Origin of the sequence: Mycobacterium sp. NAZ190054, assembly GCF_001545925.1 — a bacterium.
GTDB lineage: Bacteria > Actinomycetota > Actinomycetes > Mycobacteriales > Mycobacteriaceae > Mycobacterium.
This window is the reverse complement of sequence record NZ_LMVQ01000571.1, coordinates 1-23,957: the sequence shown is the minus strand read 5'-3', so window position 1 is coordinate 23,957 and position 23,957 is coordinate 1. Positions and strand designations below refer to the sequence as shown.

Here is a 23,957-nt window from a genome sequence, read left to right as displayed (position 1 = left end):
TACAGATCACGATGCGGGCGCATCGTCGAACGGCGACTCGTACGGCACGCCTGTTGCTTCCGCCTCGGCCATCGCGTCGTAGACTTCGAGGATCATCCTCTTCGTGCGGTACTCACCATGAGCTGCAACGTCTTTGCGCTTGACGATGGGGAACGTCTCCATGATGTAGTCGACGTCGTCGCGTTCGATGCCGAATAAGTGGAAGAACAATGCATCAATTTCGGCTCGAACCTCCGCACGCTCCTGAAGGTCCTGCCAATCGTGCTGAAGGAATTTGACCCGCTGCTGTATCCAAAGGCTTGCAGTCTGGCCGCCTGCGGCCGCCATGGCCTGGTCCAACTGGTCCGGCGACGTCACTGGCGTCTGATAAACCGTGAAGAACTTAAGATGCGTTCCGCCAACCTTTTGCCGGGTTGGAAAGTCATAGGCATAACTTGACAAGCAAGCTACTAATCCTTCCGGTTCACGCGATGGAAGCATCAACAGCGTGCCGTCGGGTGTGGCAGTCCGCGGTAGCAACGAGCAGATCATTGTCCGTTCGTCCGTACTCCTGCAGATATCTCGCCAGCCCAGCAGCCACTCTTTATTCCACTTGCCCTCGAGCTTCGCGTTGACCTCCTTCTCGTCAACCCAATAGCGTGGCATGACGACGAAGTTAGGATCACGCTTCTCCTGTAGCGTGACGTTACGCACGCTGCCGTCACGTTCATAGGTGGCCCAGCGGTGGTCGTAGTGGTGGATCATTTTTGCCTCGTACAACGGAAGCATCCGCTTGTCTCCGCGCTCAAAGACGTTCCCGCTGAGTTCCCAACCGTCGGCTTCTAGTTCGTCGCGGGTGCGGAACAGGTGCGAGTCGCTGGTCATGTTGAACAGACCCTGCATGAACTTGACGCCCCAGGGGTTTCCGTGCGGGTCGCCTTCGCGGATCAGGACCGGTACACGTCGGTAGATGCCAAGCGTGATGTCGGCGTCGCGACGGCTGCGGAACACGGGGCACGTGCCGGTGTTCGGGTTGAGCAGCGTGATCTCTTCCGGCGTGAGTGCGAACGTCACGTTGGCGCGTTGTAGGTCCGTTGGGTCGTGCGCGAAGAATGCGAAGTTGGCAACGGGTTCGGTGGTGTCCCGACCGACGACGGTGAGTAGACAGAACTTGTAGCTACGATGCACGCCAACAAATAAGGGCTTTGCATTCTCGAAGTCGTACAAGCTGGCGATCGATTGCGATACAACGAGATCTTTGAAGAAGTACTGAGTAGTGGCATCTGTCGCTATGCCGGTAGGCAGGATCATCCCGAATCGCCCGTTACCCGCCAAGAGGTTTCGGCCTGCCTCGGCGAACAGTGGGTCTGTCTTGATTCGGCCGCGCCCGCAGAACGGGTACCGTTCCGAGTTCGCCGCGAAGTGCCGCATTCCGTCGAGGCGGCGCTTCTCAGCGAGATAATCGAGGCCGAGTGGTTGGCCTGATTCGATCAGAGCGGCGATGAGGCACTTGCGTTTCGCTCCTGCGGCCCTTGCGAGCTCGGGGTATCGAGCTTCGAAGTACTCCTGTTCTTTGAGTTCGACATGCTCCCACGGCGGGTTGCCGATCATGACGGAGAACCCGCCTCCCCATCCCGTATCGGGATTGATGGTGCCGCCACCAGCGGCTGCCATGGGGAAGATATGGGGAAACTCCAAGTGCCAGTGAAAGAACCGATATTCAGCGGCCAACCGATCGACTTCGGCTCGGGCGGCCTCGTCCAGTGGGTCCTCACCGTCAATCAGGCGGGTCACGGTCCGATGGGTGATGGCCTTCGGCGCGCCAGATGTCTTGGGCCATACGAACGCCGCACACCACGCGTCGGCCGCTAGCCGCTGACGCTGGTACTCGGGGGAGTCGGCGTAGGCCCGAAGGCGCTGCCGTTGGACGTGCACGTCGGACAGCGACAGGACGGGCGCGGCGACCACATCCAGCACCTGTTCGCCCAGTTGGGTGTTGGCCTCGACCATGTCGACGTCGAACAGGCTGCCTTGCGCGCTGCGTTCGGCCTTGTTCTGTTTCGCCAGGGTAGCGGTGACCTTCTTGTCGTCGCCCTCGATGGGCTTGAACGCGTCATCCGGCAGCCCTTCGGCAAGCAACCGCGGGGTCGCGCCGACGAGCGCGTTGCCAACCTTGATCTGCGCGTCGAGGAATGTCAACGGGCGGCCTGGCTCAAGCGCCTCCATCCACAGCGAGACCTTCGCCAACTCCGCAGCGAGGGGATTGACGTCGACTCCATAGATGCAACGGCCGGCGACTTCCCGCATCGCCGACCGTACCGCCTCGGGGGCGGGTTCTGGGTCGCCGGTGCGGATGGCGGCGACCCGCTTGGCGATCCGGCGTGCCGCGCCGACCAGGAAATGCCCACTGCCGCAGGCGGGGTCGCAGACGGTGACGTTCAGCAGCGCCTCGATCGCGTCGTCGGACTTCTCGGCCTCGTCGAGCACCGGGTCCAACGCCGTGTCAAGCAACGACTCCACCAGCGAGGTGGGGGTGTAGTACGAGCCTGTGTCCTTGCGTTGGTTTCCCGACGCGACCGCCAGATCGTAGGTCTTGGTCGCCGGATCCCAGCTCGGCACGAACTCCAGCAGCGCCTCATAGATGCTGCCGAGTTCCTCGGCGCCGAGATTGCGGTAGTCGACCACACGCAGCACCTGCGAGCGTGGCTCGCGCACCACCGACAGGCTGCGCACCGCCGACTGCAAGGCCTGGTTGCTCAATGAGCAGCCGGTGAGGAAGTCCAGGTCGCCGTGCTCGAAGAGACCCCCGATTCCGGGTAGGCCAAGCTCGGAAAGCCCCTCGATGCTGCCCAGCCCGCGCCACACCAGGGTGAGTGCCTGCCACTTGTCGCCGTAACGGCCGCCGTGGCGGCGGCGCGAGACGCGGCGCAGGCGGTCGGTGGAGAAGTAGGCGGTGTAGCGCTGGCGCGCCTGCGCGTTGGCGTTCGGGTCCAGCAGTGCGCCGCGATCCTCGGCCACAAAGTTGAACAGCAGCCGGTATACCACACGCAGTAGTCCGTGGTGCACATCGTCGACAGACAGCCGTCCCTCGGCCAGGTCTTCGCGCAACGGGGCGTTGTCCGGATGCGAAAGGAAGCCGGCCCCAAGGGTTTGCATCGCCTCGACGACGCCGTCGCGCAACAGGTTCAGTGCGCGCGAGCCGGATTCCACGGCATCTTCGCGCCACTGTTCCAGCCAGCACGACGCGGGCCCGACGTCGTCGTCGCGGGTCTCGACGCGCGAGACGTGGCACAGCGTGTACAGCAGCAGGAAGTCGGCGAACAGATCGCCGTCGAAGATCGCCTCGAGGTCGAACTCCACGTAGGCGGAACCGACCAGTGATGTCGAATCCCGCAACAGGCGCAGCGTGGTGCTGTTCGCCAGGATCGCCCACAGATGGTGATCGGACCGGTTGAGCAACTCCTGCACCATCGACTGCGGTGAGGCGCCGGCGGCGCCGGCGACACCCTTGGAACGCGTGTCCAGCGGCACCCGGCCGAGCAGGTGGATCGGCACGCTGCCCCACACATGCGAGATGGGGTAGCCGCGATCGCCGATGGTGATACCGCCCCTCCCCGTGGTGGGCACCCGGCCGTAGCCCAGCTGATCCAGCAGCACCAGCAGGAACCGCTCACGGGTGAGCGCAGTGGCGGCGTCACTGTCGGGCAGCGCCTCCAGCGCTTGGCGGTACGTCGTCCACGCGCCGCGCAGATACGCCCACACGCGGTTGGCCGCTTCTCGCACGGATTCGCCTGCCGGAAGGTGGAAGTCCTTGGACGTCAACCCAGCCACATCGGTCCCGGTCGAGAGCTTTGCAAGCAGATCGGCCGGCAGTAGACCTCCCTGGATGCGGACGCCGATGAACGTTGCCGTCGCGTCGCTGCTCACTTGGCAGCTCCCGTCGGTGGAACGAAGACAAAGACCCCGAGAACGTCGGCCACCGGTTCGACGGTGGCTTTCAGACCGCGCACGATCTCTGACGACGCCTGGCGTACCCGGCGGTGTGCCTCCAGCAGGCGCTCGGCCAGTTGCTCGCCGTGGCGCTCCAGATGGCTACGCACGTCGTCTATCCCGTCGAGGCTTCGGCGCAGGAACTGCTCGGCCTGCGGGCCCGGGACGTTGCCCGAAGGTGTGGCCTGCAACAGTGGGACGACCTCGTCGGCTTCGAGCCAATTTGCCTGTGCCGGAGCGCCTTCGAACGCCAACGTGGCAACGTCCTCGGCCACCAGCTGGCGGCCTCCGGTACGGGAGGGGAGTTCGAGGTGGAAGCGGTATCGCACCAACAGCATCGTGGTGCGAGTGGTCACGGCCGTGGTGCGGACCACCGCGCACCGGCGCGCCGGGCGTTGTTCGGCCGGAAGCTGGGTGTCGAGCGCGGATTCCAGAACGTAATTGGCGATGGCCTCGACGGTCGCATCGGTGCGGTTGAGCACAGCCTCGCCGCGTCGTACGGGCAGGTCTGTGGCGAACAGCAGCGGATCGCGGCGCCCGGGCGGCATCGCGTCGCGCAACCCGAGCGGCAGAGGTGCCAGCGTAGCGGTGAACCCCGATTCCGTTGTGGTGCAGGTTGATCGCAATGACTTCATGGCGTGCTGGACGAAATCGGCCACCTCGGCGTTGGTGCCGAGGGCGGCCCGCGACGCCTTGAGTTCGGCGGCCACGTCTTCGGGCTTGATGCCGTGCTGCGCATATTTGGTTTGCGCGATGCGTTCGCGTTCTGCTGCTGACTCCCACCGCGTGTAGAGCGCGGTCTGCTTGTCCTGGATATCGAGTTCGAGGCCGAGTTGTTCGGCGTCGCGGCCCCGCAGCAGCAGACCCTCCATCAGCGCCTCGACGACCGCGTCGGTGTTGTCGGGCACGGGAACCGACACACCGGTCGCCTTGCGGATCGCCTCATGCTTGCGCAGCAGGACGTCGAGCACGATGCCGTCGATCTGGTTGTCGCGCCCGTACAGTGTCGCCGCGCGCACTGTCTGCGCGCATTGGCCGAACCGGTCGACGCGGCCCTCGCGCTGTTCGTGCCGAGTGGGATTCCAGGCCAGGTCGTAGTGGATGACGGCCTGAAAGTTCTCCTGGAGGTTCACGCCCTCGGACAGGCAGTCCGTGGCGACCAGCACGTGCCGACCGGGTGTCGCGGCGAGTTCTTCGATCCGGGCTACTCGTTCATCCGGTGGCAGTGTTCCCGTCACGGCGCGCACGGTGACATCTCGACCGAGAGCGGAGTCGAGGTGCTCGGCGACGTACTCCGCGGTGTCGATGAAGCGGCAGAAGACGATCGGGTCGCAGCCTTCGGCCTGGACCTCCTTGACGATCTTGACCAGTGCTGCAATTTTCTTGTCGGGCTTGCCTTCAAGCTTCTGGACGTCGGCGAGGAAGCCGCGCAGTCGTCGTGCCTTCGAGTCCTTGTGTTCGGTGGCGGGGTCGGCGCCGGGCGTGATGTCTGCGGCTTCCAGCGCTTCGTCCTCGGCCTGATCGAGCACTATGGCGCGGCCGATGGCGTCGGCTTCCTCCGGTGATTCAGCGGCAGCGGCGGCGGCGCGGGTCCGCAGCGTCTGGGCGGCGGCTCTTGGTGACGATGCCAGCGCACGCAGCAGCGCCAGGGCTGACCACCAATTCACCCGCCGGGCCAGTCCGCCCTCGTCGCTGCGCACCGTTTCCCTCGCGTAGGCCAGCACCTTGGTGAACAGGGCGTCGTACTCGCGGCTGAGGGTGTAGGGCACCTCGGTGGTGAGCCGATCCTTCGGAAACGGTGTGTCCTCGTCGAGGTAGCGGCGAATGTCGGCGCGGCGGCGTTGAACGAAATGCCGGGCGAGGCGCTCTCGCCCGCGTCGCTCCTCGAGGTCCACGGTCGCCAGTTCGGGGTCGAGCAGACCCAGCAGGTTCCGGAAGGCTTCCTCCTTGCCGCTGTGCGGTGTCGCGGTGGCGAGGATCAGATGCCGCGACTGGTCGGCGGCGAGATCTCGGATAAGTTCGTACCGTTGGGTACGTCCCGAGCTGGACGATGTGGAGTCCGCGACGCAGGTGTGTACTTCGTCGACGATCACGAGATCCGGACAGGTCCGCAAGAATTCATGACGCCGCCGGGCGCTCTTGATGAAGTCGGTGGAGATGACGGTGATGGGATAGCGGTCGAAAATCGACTCGGCGCCGACGATCCCGCGTTCGAGTCGGCGCACGGTGCCGGGCAGCACGAGTTCGGCTTCGAAGCCGAACTTCTCGCGTAATTCGCTCTGCCACTGCTCGGCAAGGGCGGGACTGCACAGTACAGCCAGGCCCCGCGCGTCGCCCACCTGGAGAAGCTCGGCGGCGATCAGCCCGGCTTCGATGGTCTTACCGATGCCGACGTCGTCGGCGATCAGCAGGCGGACCACGTTCTGACGCAGGGCCATCATCAGCGGCACCAGTTGGTAGGCCCGCGGTTCGACCGCTATGGAGGCCAGGCTGCGGAATGGCCCTGCGGTGGAACGGAATCCGATCCGTAACGCGCTGCGTAACAGGGAGGCGCTCAGGTGGTCGCCGATATCGTCGGGGACGGGCGGGGGGAACGTCGCGGCTGCCACGCCCTCACTGACGAGCACCCCGGCGATGTCGTCGTCCACTCCGCCGAGGGGACGGAGGATGAGGAAGTCGTCGGTGCTGTCCGGAAGCACCACCCACTCACGACCGCGTGCGGTCACCAGGTTTCCGGGCGCGAATCCCATGGAGTACTACCTTCCTTCACCGAATGCGTACGAGTGCTCGCGCAGTTTGCTCAGCCAATCCTCGCCCGCCGTCAACCGCAACACCGACCACCCGAGGTCGATGAGCTTCTCTTCCACCTCGGCGGCGTCCGCGGGCGTCACCTCGTCGACGAACACCGCCAGCGCCGCGCCATCGGCGTGGTAGACGAAGTCGGCCTGCACGGCAGCCGAGTCCACCAGCTGATGCACGGCGTCGGGCAACGCGAAATCGTGCGCGACGAGCAGCTCGATGAACTCGCGTTCGAGTTCGGACTCGACCTGTGCACGGATCTGGTCGGCCCGGTCGGCGGCTGAAGTAGGCGCAAGTGCCGGCGAGGTATCTGCGGCGGCCAACTCCATCAACAGGTCACGGACCGAATGCCGATCGATGAACTGGTGGTCGGTCTGGTTGCCGTAGGACAGCAGGCAGTCGTAGCACGCCTTCTCGCAGCGCTCCCGCGCTCCCTCGGCACTTCCCATGTCACTTCCATCGGGCCGAAAGTGGGCGATTTCGAGGGCTTTTCGTGCTGCCTTTGTCAGGGCATCCCGTTCGGAGTGCAGTCGGCGTAGCACACCGGCCCCACCCTCGGCGGATTCGGTGAAGAGCATCCGCGCGCGGCCGTCCGGGTCGGGCAACGCCTCGCTGGACAACTCCGAATCCTCGAGTTGGAATTCGGCTTCGATGCCTCGCTCGAGCGCGTAGCGCAGGCTCGCGGCGGACTCGTCGCTGACCGCATGGGTGAGCCTGAACACCAGAATGTTTCGGGTGTCTTCGACGTAGGGGATGACCTTCTGCCTGGACGGCGTGTCAGCGGCGTCTTCGAGTGCCTCATCCTGAGGTGTGGCGTCATCGGCTTGCCGTTCCGAGAGCCATTCGCCCTTGACCGTGTCCAGCCAGTAGCCGAGGTCGTTGGGGTGCTTGCGTCGCCGACGACCCACGTTGGTGATGCGAACCGTCGCGGTGTCGCCGTAACTCATCGTCGCCAGCGCGCCGGTTCCGGACGCCACCTGCGCGTCGAGGCGCCCGATGCGAGGTCCGTGCTGACTGAAGCGGTAGGACGTATGTAGTTCGAATCCCGCTCTGCGGCGCTCTTCCTCGTCGCTGGAGATCCTTTCGCGCCGTCGGGTGAAGACCGTCTGCATCCGCATGAGGCCGTAGTGCGGGGTGCCGAGCGCGGCGCCGCAGTGTTCGCATACGTCGAGTCCGGCGCGCCGCACGTGGTGGTAGCCGCACGATTCACACCGATAGGCGTCTTGGGTGTCGACCGTGCCGATGCCGCCCGCCGCCATCGGCACCTGGATGCGTTTCACGACGTAGCGGGCGCCCTCGTGATAGATGATCGCGCCTGGGCCGAACTCGCTGATGGCGAGGAAGCGGGGCCGTTGCAAGTAGTTGCCACCGTCACCGCGCCCTGCCGCACCGCGCACTCCCGGGATGTAGGCAGCGAGCGGCAGTCGCGGGAAGCTGTAACCCGGCAGGAACCCCTCGGAAGCGAAGTAGCGGTATGTGTAGAAGTCCGAGTGCATTCGGTCGGTGTCCTCGTTGCGAAGCAATCGCAACTGGCCTTCGGCTTCGCGACGCCTGGCTTCCGCGGCGTCGCGCGCTCTGCGGTTGACCGAGATGTCCAAGACGATGCGGTTCTGTTCCTGCTGGTCGTCGAGCGCCGCCTGATACAACTCGCGCCAGCGGTCACACGCGCGGTCGAAACCCTCTGGAGCGCCGCTGATTACGATGTCCGACCACTCGCCGTGCCACCATGCCGTGGTGCGAAGGTCGTCAGAAAGCGGTGCGATCACTTGGCGGGCACGGTCGGTGGCGCGCCGGACCGCGTCTGGATTGTCCAACACCTGCTTGAGATCAGTCTTCAGTGGCATGCCGGGCTGGTCGATGTCGAGAAGGTCTGGCATGCGAGAGCGGAGGTTGGCGCCGGTTTCCGACAGCCACAGGGCGTGCAGGTGTGAGGCCAGCAGCGCTTCGTTGGTCAGGTCGAGGCGAGGGGCAGCCACCGACCCGGCGACCATGTCGGCGGATCTTCTGAAGTAGTACTGGTCGTGGGCGTTGCCGGTGGCGCAGTAGGTGGTCACCAGCGCCGGTTGGCCCGACCTGCCGGCGCGTCCGCTGCGTTGGGCGTAGTTGGCCGGCGTGGGTGGCACGTTCCGCAGACCGACGGCGTTCAAGCTGGCGATGTCGACACCGAGTTCCATTGTCGGCGAGCAGTACATCAGCTTGAGATCGCCCTTGCGGAACTCTTTTTCGCGCTCTTCGCGATCGCCGGCCGCGACTTGTGCGGTGTGTTCGCGCGCGTACATGCCGGTCAGTTCCGGCGCGATGTTCCGGTACAAGTCGAGGAAGAAGGGGTTGACCCGCGTCCCCTGCTCGGGATCGAAGCCCTTACGCAGCGGGTCGGGTGCCCCCGACGAACCATCGCCGGCCGACCAAATGACCGCCGAGGCCTTGAGCCTGTAGTTGGGACCCGGCATGCGGGGCACCTCGATCGTGGTGAGCAGGCCGGCGCGCTCCAGGGTGGAGAGTATGTCCTCGATGACCTTCTGTGCGTCGGCGGTGTCGAGCGGTCCGTCGTCGAGGGTCAGCCCGCTGGCCTCACGGATGAACCGGCCGAGTGCCGAGCGGCCGGTGAGCCGGACGTCGGCCCGAGGTCGGCCGGGAACACCCGACTGTGTGGACACGACCCCGGGATGCGGCCGCGGTTCGCGGGGCGGGATGCTCCACAACCCGCGCAGATGCTGGTCGGACTGCCGCTTGAGCCGGTCGAAGCCGTCATCGGTCAGACATTCGACGTCCACTGCCAGTTCGCGGCGAAATTCGTCAAGTACGATGCGGCACAGCTCTTCTCGCTGTCCGGCACGTGCGTCGCGTAGCGGTGGGTACGTCGCTGACCACAACGCGGTGTCGCTGGCGATCTCGCTCAGCGACTCGTATCCGATGCGCAGGAGTCCAGTCTGTTCGAGGTTGGGCATCGTGACCCGCCAACCCCGCTGCAGGTCGGTGTACAGCCGGTACTCGATGAATTCCTTGAAGGCTCGCTCTGCCGCGCTCCGCGCCCCGTACACCGCCTCCGGATTCGCCGCATAGTCCTCGAATTGCAGGCCCAGGCTCTCGACCACGCGCTGTGCGACGTCGTCATGCCGCAATGCGCCGCGCTGGACGGCTTGACTCACCGCTCCGCGCAGCTGGGCCATCTGCACGAAGTCGTTGAAGTGGCCGGCCTGCAGGCTGGCGTCCTGTCGGTTGTCGACGAACGTCAATAGTTTGCGGCTGGATGGGCTCAGCTGCTCTTCGGGGATCTTGTTGAGGGCGCGCACAATTGAGGCGCTCACCACCGAAACGGCGGAGCTTCGGCCCTCGGCGTCCAAGGTCGCGAGCTTCGCGAAGTCGCTACCGCGGGCCTGTTCATAGGAGACCTTGCAGCGCAGACAGAATCGGAACGGTGCCGGAACGAACGCGGCGTCGATACCACCTGTAGTGACCTCGGCCCCGGTCGTGTCGACACGGATCCGGTGCGGCAGGTAGGGCCGGCGCCGGTCGATGACCGCCCCGTCGGAGAGCCATGTGTCGGGCAGCCGCCCTTCCGGCAGTGGGTCGACGGGCCACGGCTGGGCCGTCGAGATATAGAGGTAGCCGTTGGCCTGGTCGCCACCGCTGGCATCACGGTCGCGGCGTGGTCGATAGGAAACCGTCGAGCCTTCAGCGGATTTGGCGACCACCAGGTACTCCTGCCCACATTCACGGCAGAACGCAAGTGGCATCAGCAGGTCGTTCGGGCGATCGGGGACCGTGACCTGATACTGCGACGTAATGTGCCGGCGGGCCTCGTCTTCGATCGAGACGTAGACCGTGTCCCCCTTGGAAAGAAACTGGTGAAGGCGAAATGCGAACAGCGGTCGAGAGGTGCCTGGGTGGTGCGCGGCTGAGCCGGCCAACAAGGTGGCGCGAATCGCCTGTTCACATTCGTCGACCGTTGTCCTGGTCAAATCCGCGAGCCGGGCCGCGGTCTCGCGGATCTTCACAGGGCTCTCGCGGATGATGCGTCCAGATTCGGCATCGGTCGCCAGGCCGAATTTGATCTCGATCCAAGTGGAAAGCGGCGATCTCGCTAACGTGTCGTAGTCGCCGGTGGCGCCGCCTCGGGCGATCTCGCGACGCAAGCCCTCGATGTCGTGCGGATCGCCTGATGTGGCGCGGTCGAGTGTCTCGCCGATGACGCGCTCAGGTGTGACCTCGGCGCCGAACAACTCCGATGCGACTTCGGCGACCACGCGCCGTTGATCGTCGATCGATCCGTCGGTGGACATGGTCGCCGAAGTGCCCACGCACTGCAGGTCCGGGGACTGGCACGCATCGCGGACGCGCCGAACGAGCATCGCCACGTCGGCACCCTGGCGGCCCCGGTAAGTGTGCAGCTCGTCGAGCACCAGAAACTGCAGACCCGTCGCCGCGTCAACCAGCTTGCGGCGTTCGTCCGGCCGGGTGAGCATCAGTTCCAACATGACGTAGTTGGTGAGCAGGATGTCCGGCGGATTGCGCAGGATCGCCTCACGCTCCTCGCCCTGCTCCTGGCCCGTGTAGCGGGCGAAGCTGACGGGCTCGCGGCCTTCGCCGTAGCCAAAGCGAAGGAACTTCTCCAACTCTCCAACCTGGCTGTTGGCCAGCGCGTTCATCGGGTAGACGATGATCGCCTTGACGCCCCGCTCTCGAGGTTCCTGGCGCAGCACTCGATCAACGATCGGGACGATGTAGGCGAGGGACTTTCCGGAACCGGTGCCGGTGGTCAAGACGTAGCTCTTGCCCGAACGTGCCGTTTCGACGGCTTCGCGCTGGTGGCGATGCAAGGTGATCGGCTGCCGGCCGACGTCATCGATGTGCTGTTTGGGACGGAAGATGTTCGAACACTCCGGATGGAGCAGCCCCTCTGCGATCAGGTCGTCGATCGACCCGCCGGGGGCGAACATCGGATTAAGCGATAGCCAGGGCTCTGGCCACTGCTTACCCTCGGCGAGTTCGTCCTGGACATGCTGATGAACTCTCGGGTCGAGCGGAACGACTTCACTAGTCGTGAAGGCGCGGTAGTCGTCGATCAGCTCCCGATGTACGCGAAAGACGTCCATCGCCCTCCCTCGGTTGCGTCTCGATGCGCGATGCGGGCAACCACGCCAGCGCCATTTGCCGAACCCACCCAGCCGCACCAGCTATCTGGGTGCGCGCTACTCCAGCCACATCGTCTTAACGCTCCGCAGCGAACATACCGTCGCAGTTCACGTTTTTCGGCCTGTTTAGGTTGCCCGCGTTCCTCGGGCAGCCGATGTCGAGCATCCTGCCGATCGATACCCTCAACACACTTGACGCAGTTATCGCCGCCGATTGTCGGAGTACCTATATCGACGAATTCATACCCGTTTTGCGGCACCTGAACGACACCGTCATCTGCCGGTTTAATCACTTCACACCAATCGCATTGCCGACCGCAGCACCGCTTTCGCGTTGTCCGTCAATCGCTTTAGGCCAAGCACATCGAGCACCGCACGAAACAGCTCCTCCTCGCCGAGGACGTCGTCGTCGGACCAGAACTCTGCGAGGTGATGCGCGAGTTCGGCCGGTGGCACCATGTCGAGCGTCCGCGGCCCCAGTTCCCGCGGTAACACCTCGGGCTGTGAGGCTATCCGGAAAGTCCGCGGCTTGACGCCGGCCTCGTTCAGCGGATTGCTCGACACGATGAGTGATCGCCGCTCGGCAATTGAGAGCGCCTGATTGAGCTGGCGCGCAATCTCGCGTCCCACCCGCTGGCCGCCGTACGCCTCGCGGTAAGCCTGGTGCACTCGGTGACCGAGCACGGGGCCCTCCACTTCGACAATGCGGACCACGTTGGCGACCACCTCGTTCAGGCGGCTCTCGGTGATCGGCGGGAGCGGATCGCTGAAGACGGCATACGGTTCGAGAGTAGATGTGCGCGGTTCGATTTCAACGACTTCGCCGTCATCGTCACTGGCGCGGTGACGTCCATACCCACGGTCGAGCGACGCAGAGGAGAAAACCTCCTCCACAGCCTCCACTAACTCCTCGTCAGCATCCGCGCGATGTCGGCCACCCACCGCCAACCGCGATTTCTCCGCGAGATCCAGCTCATGGACGTCATCGACGAGTACCACTGGTTTCGCCTGCTCCGCATTCACTTCCACAGGCTCGACCGTGCGGACGGCTCCCTCGTCCGGCTCGACCCCAAGCGTTTCGGCTGCCGGCTGATCGACTGCAGCGGATTCGTCGTCCTCTTGACCCTCGACTGCGGGATCGATCCAATCCGCTGGGCGAATGTCCAACTCGTCGAGTCTTTCCCACAGCTTCGCCAACGTCCCGGGCATATCGGCGTAGAACATCGATTCCCGGATGCGGAAGAACTTCCAGCCGCACCGCTCGAGCTCCCGCTGTCGCGCCAGATCCGCTTCGTACGCATTTGGGCCATGCCAGAAATCACCGTCGCATTCGACAGCTAATCTGCCTCTGGCGCCGACGATCACGAGGTCGATGTTGTAGCCCATCGCCGGGTATTGCGGCACGACGGTGTAGCCGCGGTCGAAGATGCGGTTGAACACGCGCTGCTCGAACAGCGAATCGAATGGTGGGACCAACACGTCCTCCGGAACGGGGCCGACCTCGTCGCCTTCCTCGTCGCCGTGCGTCCGATTGACGACGCCGTAGCAGTAATCGAGTAGCTGATACCGCATATCCTCCGGGTTGGTGAGCGCTTCCCGCGGCATCGAGTGGAAGACCCACATTTGATCCTTGGCGCGAGAGGCCGCGACATTGAACCGCTGCACATACTGCGCCATGGTCAAGGCACCCATCCGCTTGTCCTCCCGCGGAGCCTTCACCATCGACAGGAACATGACGTCACGTTCGGATCCCTGGAAGTCAGGAGCATCACCGCATCGCAGCTCCCGAGCCGCCCACTCCTCGGGTGGCACAGCGTCGAGCAGCTTGGCCTCAATCAGCCTCGCCTGCTCCTTGCCGAGCAGTGAGATCACGCCGAAAGTCGCGCCGTCGTACTCAGGCTCAGCGAGGCATTTCACGATCTGGTCCACGATCGCGTCGGCTTCGACGGGATTCGTCTTGTTGTCGGCCTCGTACCCGTCTGCGAGGTAGACGACCTTGATCGGGTCAAGCCGCTCGGCACCGAACTGCCGCACCGGAACCAATCGAATACCCTCCGGTTCGTAGGCAATTCGATTGGAGAAGCCGATGATCTCAGGAACGCAACGGCGATGCTCGGTCAACGTGATTCGACCACCGAATCGCATGTTGGCCTCGTCGAAGTAGCTTCGTTTGGGATCCTGCCACGACGCCTTGTACGTGTCGTTGGCCAGATACAGATTCCCGAGGTCCCGCAACTGCTGCTGGTCGACACCAACCGCCGAGGGCGAAACCTGTTTGTCGTCACCAATAACGACGACTTTTGGCGCCAGGTACTGGAGGAAGGTGGCCTCCAGACCGGCCTGCGATGCCTCATCGACGATGACGACATCGAACGAATTCGGCTGTACCCGAAGCTGTTCTGCGATCCGGTAGATCGGCATGATCCACACTGGCACCGATGGCCGGCAGCGGTCCATCGCCTCGGTGATCTCGGCCCGCTTCTTGGCCGCGTACTTGCCGGTCCCTTTCCCCAATGACGCCACCAGTTGCGCGTACTGGGTTAAATCCGCCCGCGCTCTACCGGTCAACCGGCCCGGTGCAACCGCATAGCCCCACGCTCGTTCTGCGGCGAGATGCTCTACCTCGGTTCGGATCTGCTGCTCGATGCCGTTGAGTTGGACCTTGAGCGCGTTAGCATCCTCGACCTCCTGAGCCATGATCCACCGGCCCGTCATTTCCCAGTTCCACGCATCGCCATACGACGGCAGCCGATCCGCCCATTCCGGCGAGGCAGGATCGGCGATGATCGCCGCCGCGAGACGCGGCGCGGACGCTTCCAGCCGTCCTCGGATTCGGTCGCGCTCAGCCACGCTGCCTGCGATCCCATGCAGGTGGACGAGCCGCTCGCGGGCCGCTGTGTACGCGTCCGTGTTGCGGCTGACCACCGCCTCGATCAGCGAGTGGACGATCTGCGGCGGATCGGGCCACCTGGCCTCCGCGTCTAGGTACTCGGCCAGCGCCTCGATCGGTGCTGACGCATTCATTGCGCCATCTGCGGCGGCCGCTGCCTCGACAAGTTCGGCGTAGCGTCGGATCTCATCGAGGTTGTTCCAGTCCGGTACCGGCAGGTCGTTGGCTTGGAACCAGGACCGCTCGACGTCGAGTTGCTCGCCGAGTGCGAGGACTTTGTCGAGCTGCGCCACCTCGGTGCGGTGCCAGTGCAGCTCCTCGGCCAGCGTGTCCTCCTCGGGGATATGGACGGACGACGGCCATGCGTGATCCATCGCCGTGATGGTTCGACTGGCCTCGACCCAGTTGACGAACGCCATGAGCTGCTCTTTGGCGACTGCCGGCAACCCGTTGATCTTCACGCTGGCGAAGAACGGCTCTGCCAGCTTGATCGTCTTAGGGCTGAGCGCGCCGATTTTCGGTGAGCCGTCGGGTAGCGTTTTGATCTTTCCGCCCGAATCGAGATGCGCCAGGAGGGATTTCGCGACCTGTTGATGCACTTCCGGATCACCGGTAGCCACCACTACCGACGTGGTCGGCCCGATCCGCGAGATCAGCGCCTCGACCTGGTCGGCCAGGGATTTGATCTGTGCGGACCGCGCCAGCCAGATTTGATGCCGGCCGCTGCGGACGTCGTGCAGCGCTTCGTTCATCCAGGCTTCTTCCCGGCGCTCGAGCGCGCTGGCACGTTCTGCCAGCTCAGAGACTCTGGAGCGCAGTTCCTCGCGGACATTCGGTGCAAGCGACCTGACGAAATCGAATGACTGGTGCGACAACAGGTTGTCGAACCGCTCCTTCTCGGCGATCGCCTGCCGTTCGGCGGCGACGAGAGCGGCGAACTCCTGCGGCTGCACCACCGAGTCCAAGGCGGGCAGCCGGCGCGTCGCCTCGGTTTCGTTGCCCATCACGTCCTCGTTCAGCAGCACGTCACGCCACCACACGATCTCCTCGGACGAGACGCTGGCGCCTTCACCGTTCGGATCCACTGCGAACTCACGGATCCAGGAGAATTGTGATTCTTGTTGAAGGTGCCGGTAGGCAATCGCGGCCAGGGTGCCCTCTTCGGGACCGTCGGTGCGGGCTTCCACCTCCTGCCGGCGAATCGCGATCAACCTGTCATAGGTCGCGGCACGCCGCCGCCGCAGTTCGTCGATTTTGGCGAGGTGGCGGTCGATGGCCTGCCGAGACTCGTCCGGGTCGAACTCGTCGGCGCGCTGGGAGATGCTGTCGACCGCGGTACGCAGGTCCGCCATGTCGGAGCGCGATTGGCCGATGACGGATACCGCCAGCGAGCGGATCTCGCGCGGCAGCTTGCCCCGGACCTCGTGCAACGCACGGTCGGTCTGTGCCGTGATCAATACGCGTTTGCCTTGGGCCAGGAGATGTGAGACCAGCGCCGCGGCGGTGTGGGTCTTGCCCGTACCGGGCGGGCCTTGCACCACGGTCTGCGCGGTGTGGTCGACGCGTTCAATGATCCGGCGCTGTGCCTCGTTGACCGGTAGCGGGAGGAAGTCCTCCTCATCGACCGTCACCACAGCGCCGGGTGTGGGCTCGCCGTCCGACTCCGGTTGCCGGTCCGGGTCGATCAAGGGCAGGACGCCGCTGGGGATCTCCTGGGTGTCCTGGATCTGCCGCGCGATCTGCTCGTAAATTTGCACCAGGCCGCGGTTGGTGCGGCGCCGCAGGATGAGGGCCGGCGCGAAGGCGCCGCGGGGCGCCGTTCCTGTCGCCGGCCACAGCGCATCCTCGTCATATTCGGCGGCGGCATCGAGCCGGTGCGTAAGGCGCCGACAGACGTCACCGATGGCCGGTCGATCGAGAAGGTGGCCGTCGAACTCCGCCGCCAGCTGGCGGATCTCGTCGATCTTCGCCGGGCTCGGAATCAGGGCCGGGTCGAGCATGTCGAGCTCGATCGACACGTTCTCGGGTGACGGCACCGGCAGGACGGTCAACGTGCCGCTGTTCTCGTCGAACCGGACCGTGACTGGGGCCGTCGCGATGTGCCGTTGCACCTGCTCGTGGTCATCAGGCCGCCACGTCAGGCAGCCCACGCCGAGAACGAGCTCGTATTCCTCACTGTGGTCGGTGGACGTGAGGTGGACAGTGAACAGGTCCTTGTAGATATTCCGGACCACACTGTCGCGGCGCTCACGTTCCGCCCACAGTCGCCAATCGGTCATCCACTCCTCAAAGGCGGCGGTCACCTCGGGAACGTCAGCCAGTTCGATCCGCCGGCCTTCGGTGTCTTCGCCGTCGTCCGTTTCGACAGCCTCGAGTTGTTCGGGCTCAGACTCACCCACATAGATGGCCTCGCGAAGCGTCGGCTCCTGGTCGAGGTCGTCGATTGGGCCTTCAACCCAAAGCTCAAGGTCAATGGGAGTGGGCGGCGGATCCAGCTTCACCACCCTGTCCAGTTCGAGGAGAGGGCTCTCCGGTTCCAGGTTTGCGGTTCGGTGTGCCGACCGGACAGCCGGGTGGTCGGGCAGGTCGGCGAACCACATCACCCGCTCGAACTTGTCCACCGTGTGGACCGGCTTGATGAGTAGTTTCTGCGTGCTGCCCAGAAACGTGAAGAGGTTGACCGCCTTACGGACCAAATCCGTACCGTCAGAGCTATTGTCGAACAAAGTCGCCGCTTCCCCCACCATCTATACATGCTAGTCCCGCGAGATGTGCCACCCACAGGATCGAGACTGGCTCCAACGTCAATTTAGTCGCATTATGCAGGATGGCGCCCACGATTAGATAGCTTTCACATTTTGCTGTGTCAGCACTTCCCTGTTCGCGCATTCCTTTTACGGCGCATTCCTGTTGTTCCGCGGACTGCCGGCGTTCTTGCAGCTGGTCCGGTCGGCATCATGGCAGTAAGTCCCCGGCACGATGCTCTCGTCCAGGGGTTGTCGGCGCTCATACCCAGCCGACGGTGGGCATGCGGGCGCCAACGTGAAGCGTTACGCCTTGGACTACCGCTACCAGATCAACGGCCAGTCCTACGTCGGCAGCCGTGCCGCTTGCTAACTCCCCTCGGCTTCGTGGCATGGGCCTCGGCGGAGTCGACCGTCCGCCCAGACAAGCCGCTACACCGGCCGACCAGCAGGTCAACGTTCGGGTGAACCCGCAGCCCAAAGGACTCGGTTCTCCACCGCAGCGCACCGTCGGTTCTCGTGCTCGAGGCCCTCGGCGGAGTCGTGCTCATCGCGTGCGCCGTGATGCTCGTCGGATGTGCCCATACTCCGAACCAACGTGAGTCAACTTCAATTCCGGGTGACCACTCTCTCGGGACACCCTACGGATGCCCGTCAGCTCGCCGAACCGTACCCTCACGCCGGCCTCACGCGTCTTCGCTGGTCGACGCCGACAAGGTCTGCGTGGCGACGGTGTCGACACCGGCGGGCGTCTCCTCGCCGGTCATCGACAGCGTCTCCACTGCTCACCGTCGCATCGGCCACCGCTACCGTGGCGTCGGAACCGGCACCGGCCGCAGCACGTTCGCGATCGCGTCGCGCACGTTCAGCAGCGTCGAGAACAGGCCGCGGGTCTCGCTCAGCAGACCGCCATTGGTGCCGTAGCCGTTGACGAACACGTCGATGACCACGGCCGGCGCGCCGAGCACCGCGCATGCGGCTCCGGCCAGATCGCCCGTCTTCACCGCATCGAGGAAGTCGTCGGCGACAGCGCCGAGGGCCTGCAGCGTGATGGCCACCGGTGAGGTCACGACCAACGCCACGGCCGCAACGACGTTGGCGACCTGCTGCGCCACGTTGAGCATGTCCTGGAAGGTGTTGGTGATGACCGTCTGAATCGGCCGCAGCGCGGTGGTGACGATCGGGATCACCGGGCCGACGAAGGCATTGAACAGGCCGAGGAACCCGTTCTTCAGGTCCCTCCCCCGGATCTTCTGCATTGCCTGGTCGAACAGCGCGGGAACGCCCCTCGGGTTGTCCCTGGAGAAGGGGTTGGCCAGTTGCTCCCCGGTAACCGCACCCGCGCGAAACAACCTCTGGCCATTACTACGCCGATTCGGCTCCAGCACAGGGCATCGACGGTGTTACGTACCACAAGGTCAGTTCGTCAGCGGTTTGCTGGCCGGAAACCGCGCCGCGGCTATACCAGCAAATCGACCCGGCCCGGCGACCGCCGGCTGGACGCACCCGGTCACATCCGCGAGTACCGCGTCAACGCGAAGCTGTACAGCCCGTAGGCTGCGAAACCCGTTGCGGCGACAATCAAGATCACCTGCCCGAACTGCGCCCGGCCGAGCGCCTGGACCGCGGCGTCCAGACCTGTCGCGCGCGTCGGGTCCTGCAGGAACGACGCCCCGATCACCGACACCCCCGCGGCGAACAACACCACGCCCTCGGCGACATGGCCGCACACCCCCAGCACCGTGATCAGCCGCCCACCCGGCACGATGAGATCCCCCAGGAACTTCCTGGACGCACCCTTGTACACGAGGTACGCCCCGGCCGCGGCGACCGCCACCCCCACGGCGACCAGGACGGCCTTGCCGCCGTCGGACTGCATCAACCGCATGCTCAGACCTTGGGCCCGCTCGCTGCCCAGCCGGCCGACCCCCAGCGCGAACTGCGCGGCCGCGAACGCCAGCGCCAGATACACCAGCGCCAGGCCGAAAGCCTTGAGCCGGTTGACGAGCGGCGAATCCCGCCGGTGCGCGTCGGTGCATTCACCCGGATGCAGGCCCAGCACCGTCTCGGCCAACCGCCACAGCGCCAGCGCAACCAGCCCCAGCGCGACCACCCACAGCGACAGCACGCCGCCCCGCTGGGCGGCCAGCGTCGCCAGCGCCCCGGTCTGGTCGGCCTCGCCGCTGAAGCCGAACGCGATCCGCACGATGATGTAGGCGATGAGCAGATGCAGCAGCCCGCTGACGGGATAACCGGCGCGCGCGATCCACTCCACGGTGCGGCTCTCGGTGGCTTGGTTGACCGCGCCCTTGAAGCTCATGCGCCGGTGACCGGGCCCTGCTGCAACACCGCAACCGGCTACCCGGCGCACACACCGCCGAAACTGGGCGGCAGACAGCAGAACCCGAGCCGTTACCCGGTCGCGGGCTCCTCGAGCCGCAGCAGGCCGATGCCGTCGGCGATCTTCGCCGTGAGCGCGCGCGTCGTCTCCTCATCGGCCTCGGCCGAGACCCCGGCCCCTTGCGGTGTCGAGCGCTCCAGGAACCGCAGCAGTTCGACCGGGAACGGCAACACCAGCGTCGAGTTCTTCTCCGCCGCCACCTCGACGACGGTCTGCAACAGCCGCAGCTGCAGGGCGGCGGGCTGCTCGGACATCACCTCGGCCGCCAACGCCAGCTTCTGCGAGGCCTGCAGTTCGCCGTCGGCGGTGATGATCCTGGCCCGTCGCTCCCGCTCGGCCTCCGCCTGACGGGCGATCGACCGCTTCATCGAGTCGGGCAGCACCACGTCCTTGATCTCGACACGGTCGATGTGGATGCCCCAGCCCAGCGCGGGGCTGTCGATCATCAGCTCCAGCCCCTCGTTGAGGTGCTCCCGGTTGGACAGCAGGTCATCGAGGTTGCTCTTGCCGATGATCGACCGCAGCGAGGTCTGCGCGACCTGCCCGACCGCCGACATGTAGTCCTGCACGTCGACGGCCGCGCGCACCGGATCGGCCACCTTGAAGTAGATGACCGCGTCCACCCGCACGGTCACGTTGTCGCGGGTGATGCCGTCCTGGGCGGGCACCGGCATCGTGATGATCTGCACGTTCACCTTCTGCAGCCGGTCGGCGACCGGCACCAGCAGAGTCAGCCCGGGCTGCCGCACCCGGGGCTGCACCTGCCCGAACCGGTACACCACGCCCCGCTCGAACTGTTGAATCACGCGCACGTTGGCCCCGACGAGCCAGGCCAGTATCAGGGCGATCCCGCCGGCCACGGCGGCGATGGTGATCATGGCGTCTCCGTCCCGCCCGACGCGGCGCCGGCACGCGGAACGGCGTACCTCGCCGTCCGCGCGTCGAGGTCCGGGGGCACTCCGACCGATCTCCGGCCCAGCGGGCCCGAGTCCATGCCTCGATTCTGGCACGCACAACGCTTTTCGGCACCGAGACCACCGAACCGGTCACCGGAGCTTGCCAACCGCCCTAGGCTGGCGCCATGCACGACCGACGTCGGGCACAGGCAATCGCCGCCGGCAAACTTGCCGGCTGCGTCCTGATCGCGGGCCTGCTGCTGGCCGCGTTGATGTTCCCGTTCGTCGGTGGCGCCGGCACGGCCGTCATGCGCGTCTCCGACTCGGCCACAGAGGAATCCGCGGATCTGTTCAAGGGTGAGGCGCCGATCGTGTCCACCATGGTGGACGCCGCGGGCAACCCCATCGCGTGGCTCTACGAGCAGCGCCGCTGGGTGGTGCCCAGCGACCGGATCGCCGACACGATGAAGCTGGCCATCATCGCGATCGAGGACAAACGGTTCACTGAGCACAACGGCGTCGACTGGCAGGGCACGCTGACCGGACTGGCCGGCTACCTGCGCGGCGACAAGAGCACCCGAGGCGGGTCGACGCTGGAGCAGCAGTACGTCAAGAACTTCAACCTGCTCGTGAAAGCCGAGACCGACGCCGAGCGGCGCGCCGCGGTCGCGGTCACGCCGGCCCGCAAGCTGCGTGAGATCCGGGCGGCGCTGGCCCTGGACAAGTTGCTGCCCAAGACCGAGCTGCTGGCCCGCTACCTGAACCTGGTGTCCTTCGGCAACGGCGCCTTCGGCGTGCAGGACGCCGCACGCACCTACTTCGGCATCGACGCCGCCGATCTGAACTGGCAGCAGGCGGCCCTGCTGGCCGGGATGGTGCAGTCGACCAGCCTTCTCGACCCCTACACCAACCCGGACGGCGCCCTGTCCCGGCGCAACGTCGTGCTCGACACCATGATCGAGAACCTGCCCGAGCACGCCGACGAACTGCGCGCCGCCAAGACCCGGCCGCTCGGTGTGCTGCCGCGGCCCGACCCGCTGCCGCAGGGCTGCATCGCCGCCGGCGACCGCGGGTTCTTCTGCGACTATGCGATGCGCTACCTGGCCCGCGCGGGCCTGAGCATGGAGGATGTGGCGCGCAACGGCTACCTGATCCGCACCACCCTGGACCCCAAGATCCAGGCCAGCGTCAAGACCGCCGTCGACAAGTACGCCGAACCCACCACCCCCGGGGTGGCCAGCGTGATGAGCGTGATCCGGCCGGGCAAGGACGCCCACCGGGTGGTGGCCATGGCCGACAACCGCAGCTACGGACTGGATCTCAACGCCGGGCAGACCGTGCAGCCGCAGCCCTACGACCTCGTCGGCGACGGCGCCGGCTCGATCTTCAAGATCTTCACCACCGCCGCGGCGATGGAGATGGGCATGGGCATCAGCACCCAGCTCGACGTGCCCCAGACGTTCCGCGCCACCGGCCTGGGCGACACCACCGACCGGAGCTGCCCCCGCAAGACCTGGTGCGTGCGGAACGTCTCCGGGTACGCCGGCCAGATGAACGTCACCGACGCGCTGGCGAAATCCCCCAACACCGCGTTCGCCAAGCTGATCTCCCAGATCGGGGTCCCCCGCGCGGTGGACATGGCGGTGCGACTGGGGCTGCGGTCCTACGCCGAACCCGGAACCGCCCGGGTCTACGACCCCGAGAGCAACGAGAGCATCGCCGACTTCATCAAGCGGCAGAACATCGGCTCCTTCACGCTGGGCCCGTTCGAGCTCAACGCGCTCGAGCTGACCAACGTCGCGGCGACGCTGGCCTCGGGCGGCGTGTGGTGCCCGCCGAGTCCGATCGACAAGGTCTTCGACCGCTACGGTGCCGAAGTCCCCCTGCAGACGCCGCCCTGCGAGCAGGTGGTCCCGGAGGGGCTGGCCAACACGCTGGCCAACGCGCTCGGTAAGGACCACACCGGCGGAACCGCCACCGGCGCAGCGGGTTCGGTGGGATGGGACCTGCCGATGTCGGGCAAGACCGGCACCACCGAGTCGCACCGGTCGTCGGCGTTCCTCGGTTTCACCAACCAGTACGCCGCCGCGAACTACATCTTCGACGACTCCCCGTCCCCGTCGGGGCTGTGCTCGTACCCGCTGCGCAAGTGCGGCGACGGAGACCTTTACGGCGGCACCGAACCGGCCCTGACCTGGTATCAGGCGATGAAGCCCATCGCCAACGACTTCGGGCCGATCGCGATGCCCCCCACCGAGCCCCGCTACGTCGACGGCGGACCGGGCAGCGAAGTGCCCAGCGTCACCGGGATGAAGCTCGACGCGGCACGGAACAAGTTGGTGGAAGCTGGTTTTCAGGTCGCCCCGGATCCGACCGCGGTCAACAGCAACTCCCCTAGGGGCGCGGTGGTGGGGACGTCGCCGCGCGGACGGACGATTCCCGGGTCGATCGTCACGATCATCACCAGCAACGGCATCCCTCCGGTGGTGTACCGGCCGCCGCCGCCACCGAGCGCGCCGCCACCCCCGCCCGGGGGCCCGACGCCTCCCCCGCCGCCCAACGTGATCCAGATCCCGGGGCTGCCCCCGATAACGGTGCCCTGGTTGGCGCCTCCTCCTCCGCCGCCGCCGGCACCACCACCGCCACCACCGCCGCCACCGTGAGGTCAGTCCGCCGCGCCGTACTCCAGCGCCGGCTCCGCCGAATCCACCCTGCCGTTGCTCGAGATCGTCAACTGATCGGGCTGGATGTCGTACCGGGCCCCGTCCGAGCCGGTCACGGTGAACCCGTCACCGGAGCGCGTCGCTCCGCGGATCTCCCGGTTCGCGCCGTCGCGTAGCCGCTCCCCGCGGTAGTAGTAGTCCCCCGACGACGTTTCACAGATGATCGCCAGCGACTGCGCGGTCCTGATCAGCGCGGCCGGTGTGCTCTCCGGATCGCAACGCGCCGTATGTCCCACGAAGCCTTGGGAATCCGTGCCCGACACGCCCTCGACCGCCAGGCACGCCTGCACCAGCGCGGAGTATCGCGGTTCGAAGATCCGGAGCGGCAGTTCCTCGCCCGGCAGCATCGCCACCTCGAGCGGGAACATCGGCACCGTCGGCATCGTTACAGCACCAGCTC

General features: G+C 65.7%; 8 protein-coding genes and 1 pseudogene. 1 reads left to right on the top strand and 8 read right to left on the bottom strand.

The window, feature by feature from the left end; translation table 11 throughout:
* Positions 1-6 precede the first annotated feature (6 nt).
* The 7 genes from ASJ79_RS28455 to ASJ79_RS28425 form a co-directional block, all read right to left on the bottom strand.
* On the bottom strand, positions 7-3,906 hold the full coding sequence (locus ASJ79_RS28455; RefSeq protein ID WP_067962603.1) for a DNA methyltransferase: 3,900 nt from the start codon (positions 3,904-3,906) through the stop codon (positions 7-9).
* The gene (locus ASJ79_RS28450; RefSeq protein WP_067962600.1) at positions 3,903-6,719 is read right to left on the bottom strand and encodes a helicase-related protein; all 2,817 of its coding nucleotides are present in this window, start codon (positions 6,717-6,719) and stop codon (positions 3,903-3,905) included. The genes ASJ79_RS28455 and ASJ79_RS28450 overlap by 4 nt, the downstream gene beginning before the upstream one ends.
* Before the next feature lie 6 nt (positions 6,720-6,725).
* Complete coding sequence (locus tag ASJ79_RS28445; protein ID WP_067962598.1) at positions 6,726-11,864, bottom strand: DEAD/DEAH box helicase; 5,139 nt, start codon at positions 11,862-11,864, stop codon at positions 6,726-6,728.
* A 333-nt stretch (positions 11,865-12,197) separates the two neighbouring features.
* Positions 12,198-17,540, bottom strand: coding sequence for an AAA domain-containing protein (locus tag ASJ79_RS28440; RefSeq protein ID WP_082754120.1), 5,343 nt, complete (start codon positions 17,538-17,540; stop codon positions 12,198-12,200).
* An 803-nt stretch (positions 17,541-18,343) separates the two neighbouring features.
* Positions 18,344-18,925 carry a hypothetical protein gene (locus ASJ79_RS28435; RefSeq protein WP_197420418.1) on the bottom strand — a complete coding sequence of 194 codons (582 nt, stop codon included), beginning with the start codon at positions 18,923-18,925 and terminating at the stop codon, positions 18,344-18,346.
* Positions 18,926-19,047: 122 nt separating this feature from the next.
* Positions 19,048-19,857, bottom strand: coding sequence for a DUF1206 domain-containing protein (locus ASJ79_RS28430; RefSeq protein ID WP_067962589.1), 810 nt, complete (start codon positions 19,855-19,857; stop codon positions 19,048-19,050).
* Positions 19,858-19,949: 92 nt separating this feature from the next.
* The gene (locus tag ASJ79_RS28425; RefSeq protein WP_067962586.1) at positions 19,950-20,816 is read right to left on the bottom strand and encodes an SPFH domain-containing protein; all 867 of its coding nucleotides are present in this window, start codon (positions 20,814-20,816) and stop codon (positions 19,950-19,952) included.
* A 203-nt stretch (positions 20,817-21,019) separates the two neighbouring features.
* On the opposite strand from ASJ79_RS28425, the gene ponA2 reads away from it, so the two are divergent.
* Positions 21,020-23,497, top strand: coding sequence for a transglycosylase/D,D-transpeptidase PonA2 (gene ponA2 / locus ASJ79_RS28420; RefSeq protein ID WP_067962579.1), 2,478 nt, complete (start codon positions 21,020-21,022; stop codon positions 23,495-23,497).
* A 2-nt stretch (positions 23,498-23,499) separates the two neighbouring features.
* On the opposite strand, the pseudogene ASJ79_RS28415 reads toward ponA2, so the two are convergent.
* Positions 23,500-23,957, bottom strand: a pseudogene (locus ASJ79_RS28415) (hypothetical protein); the annotation flags it as partial.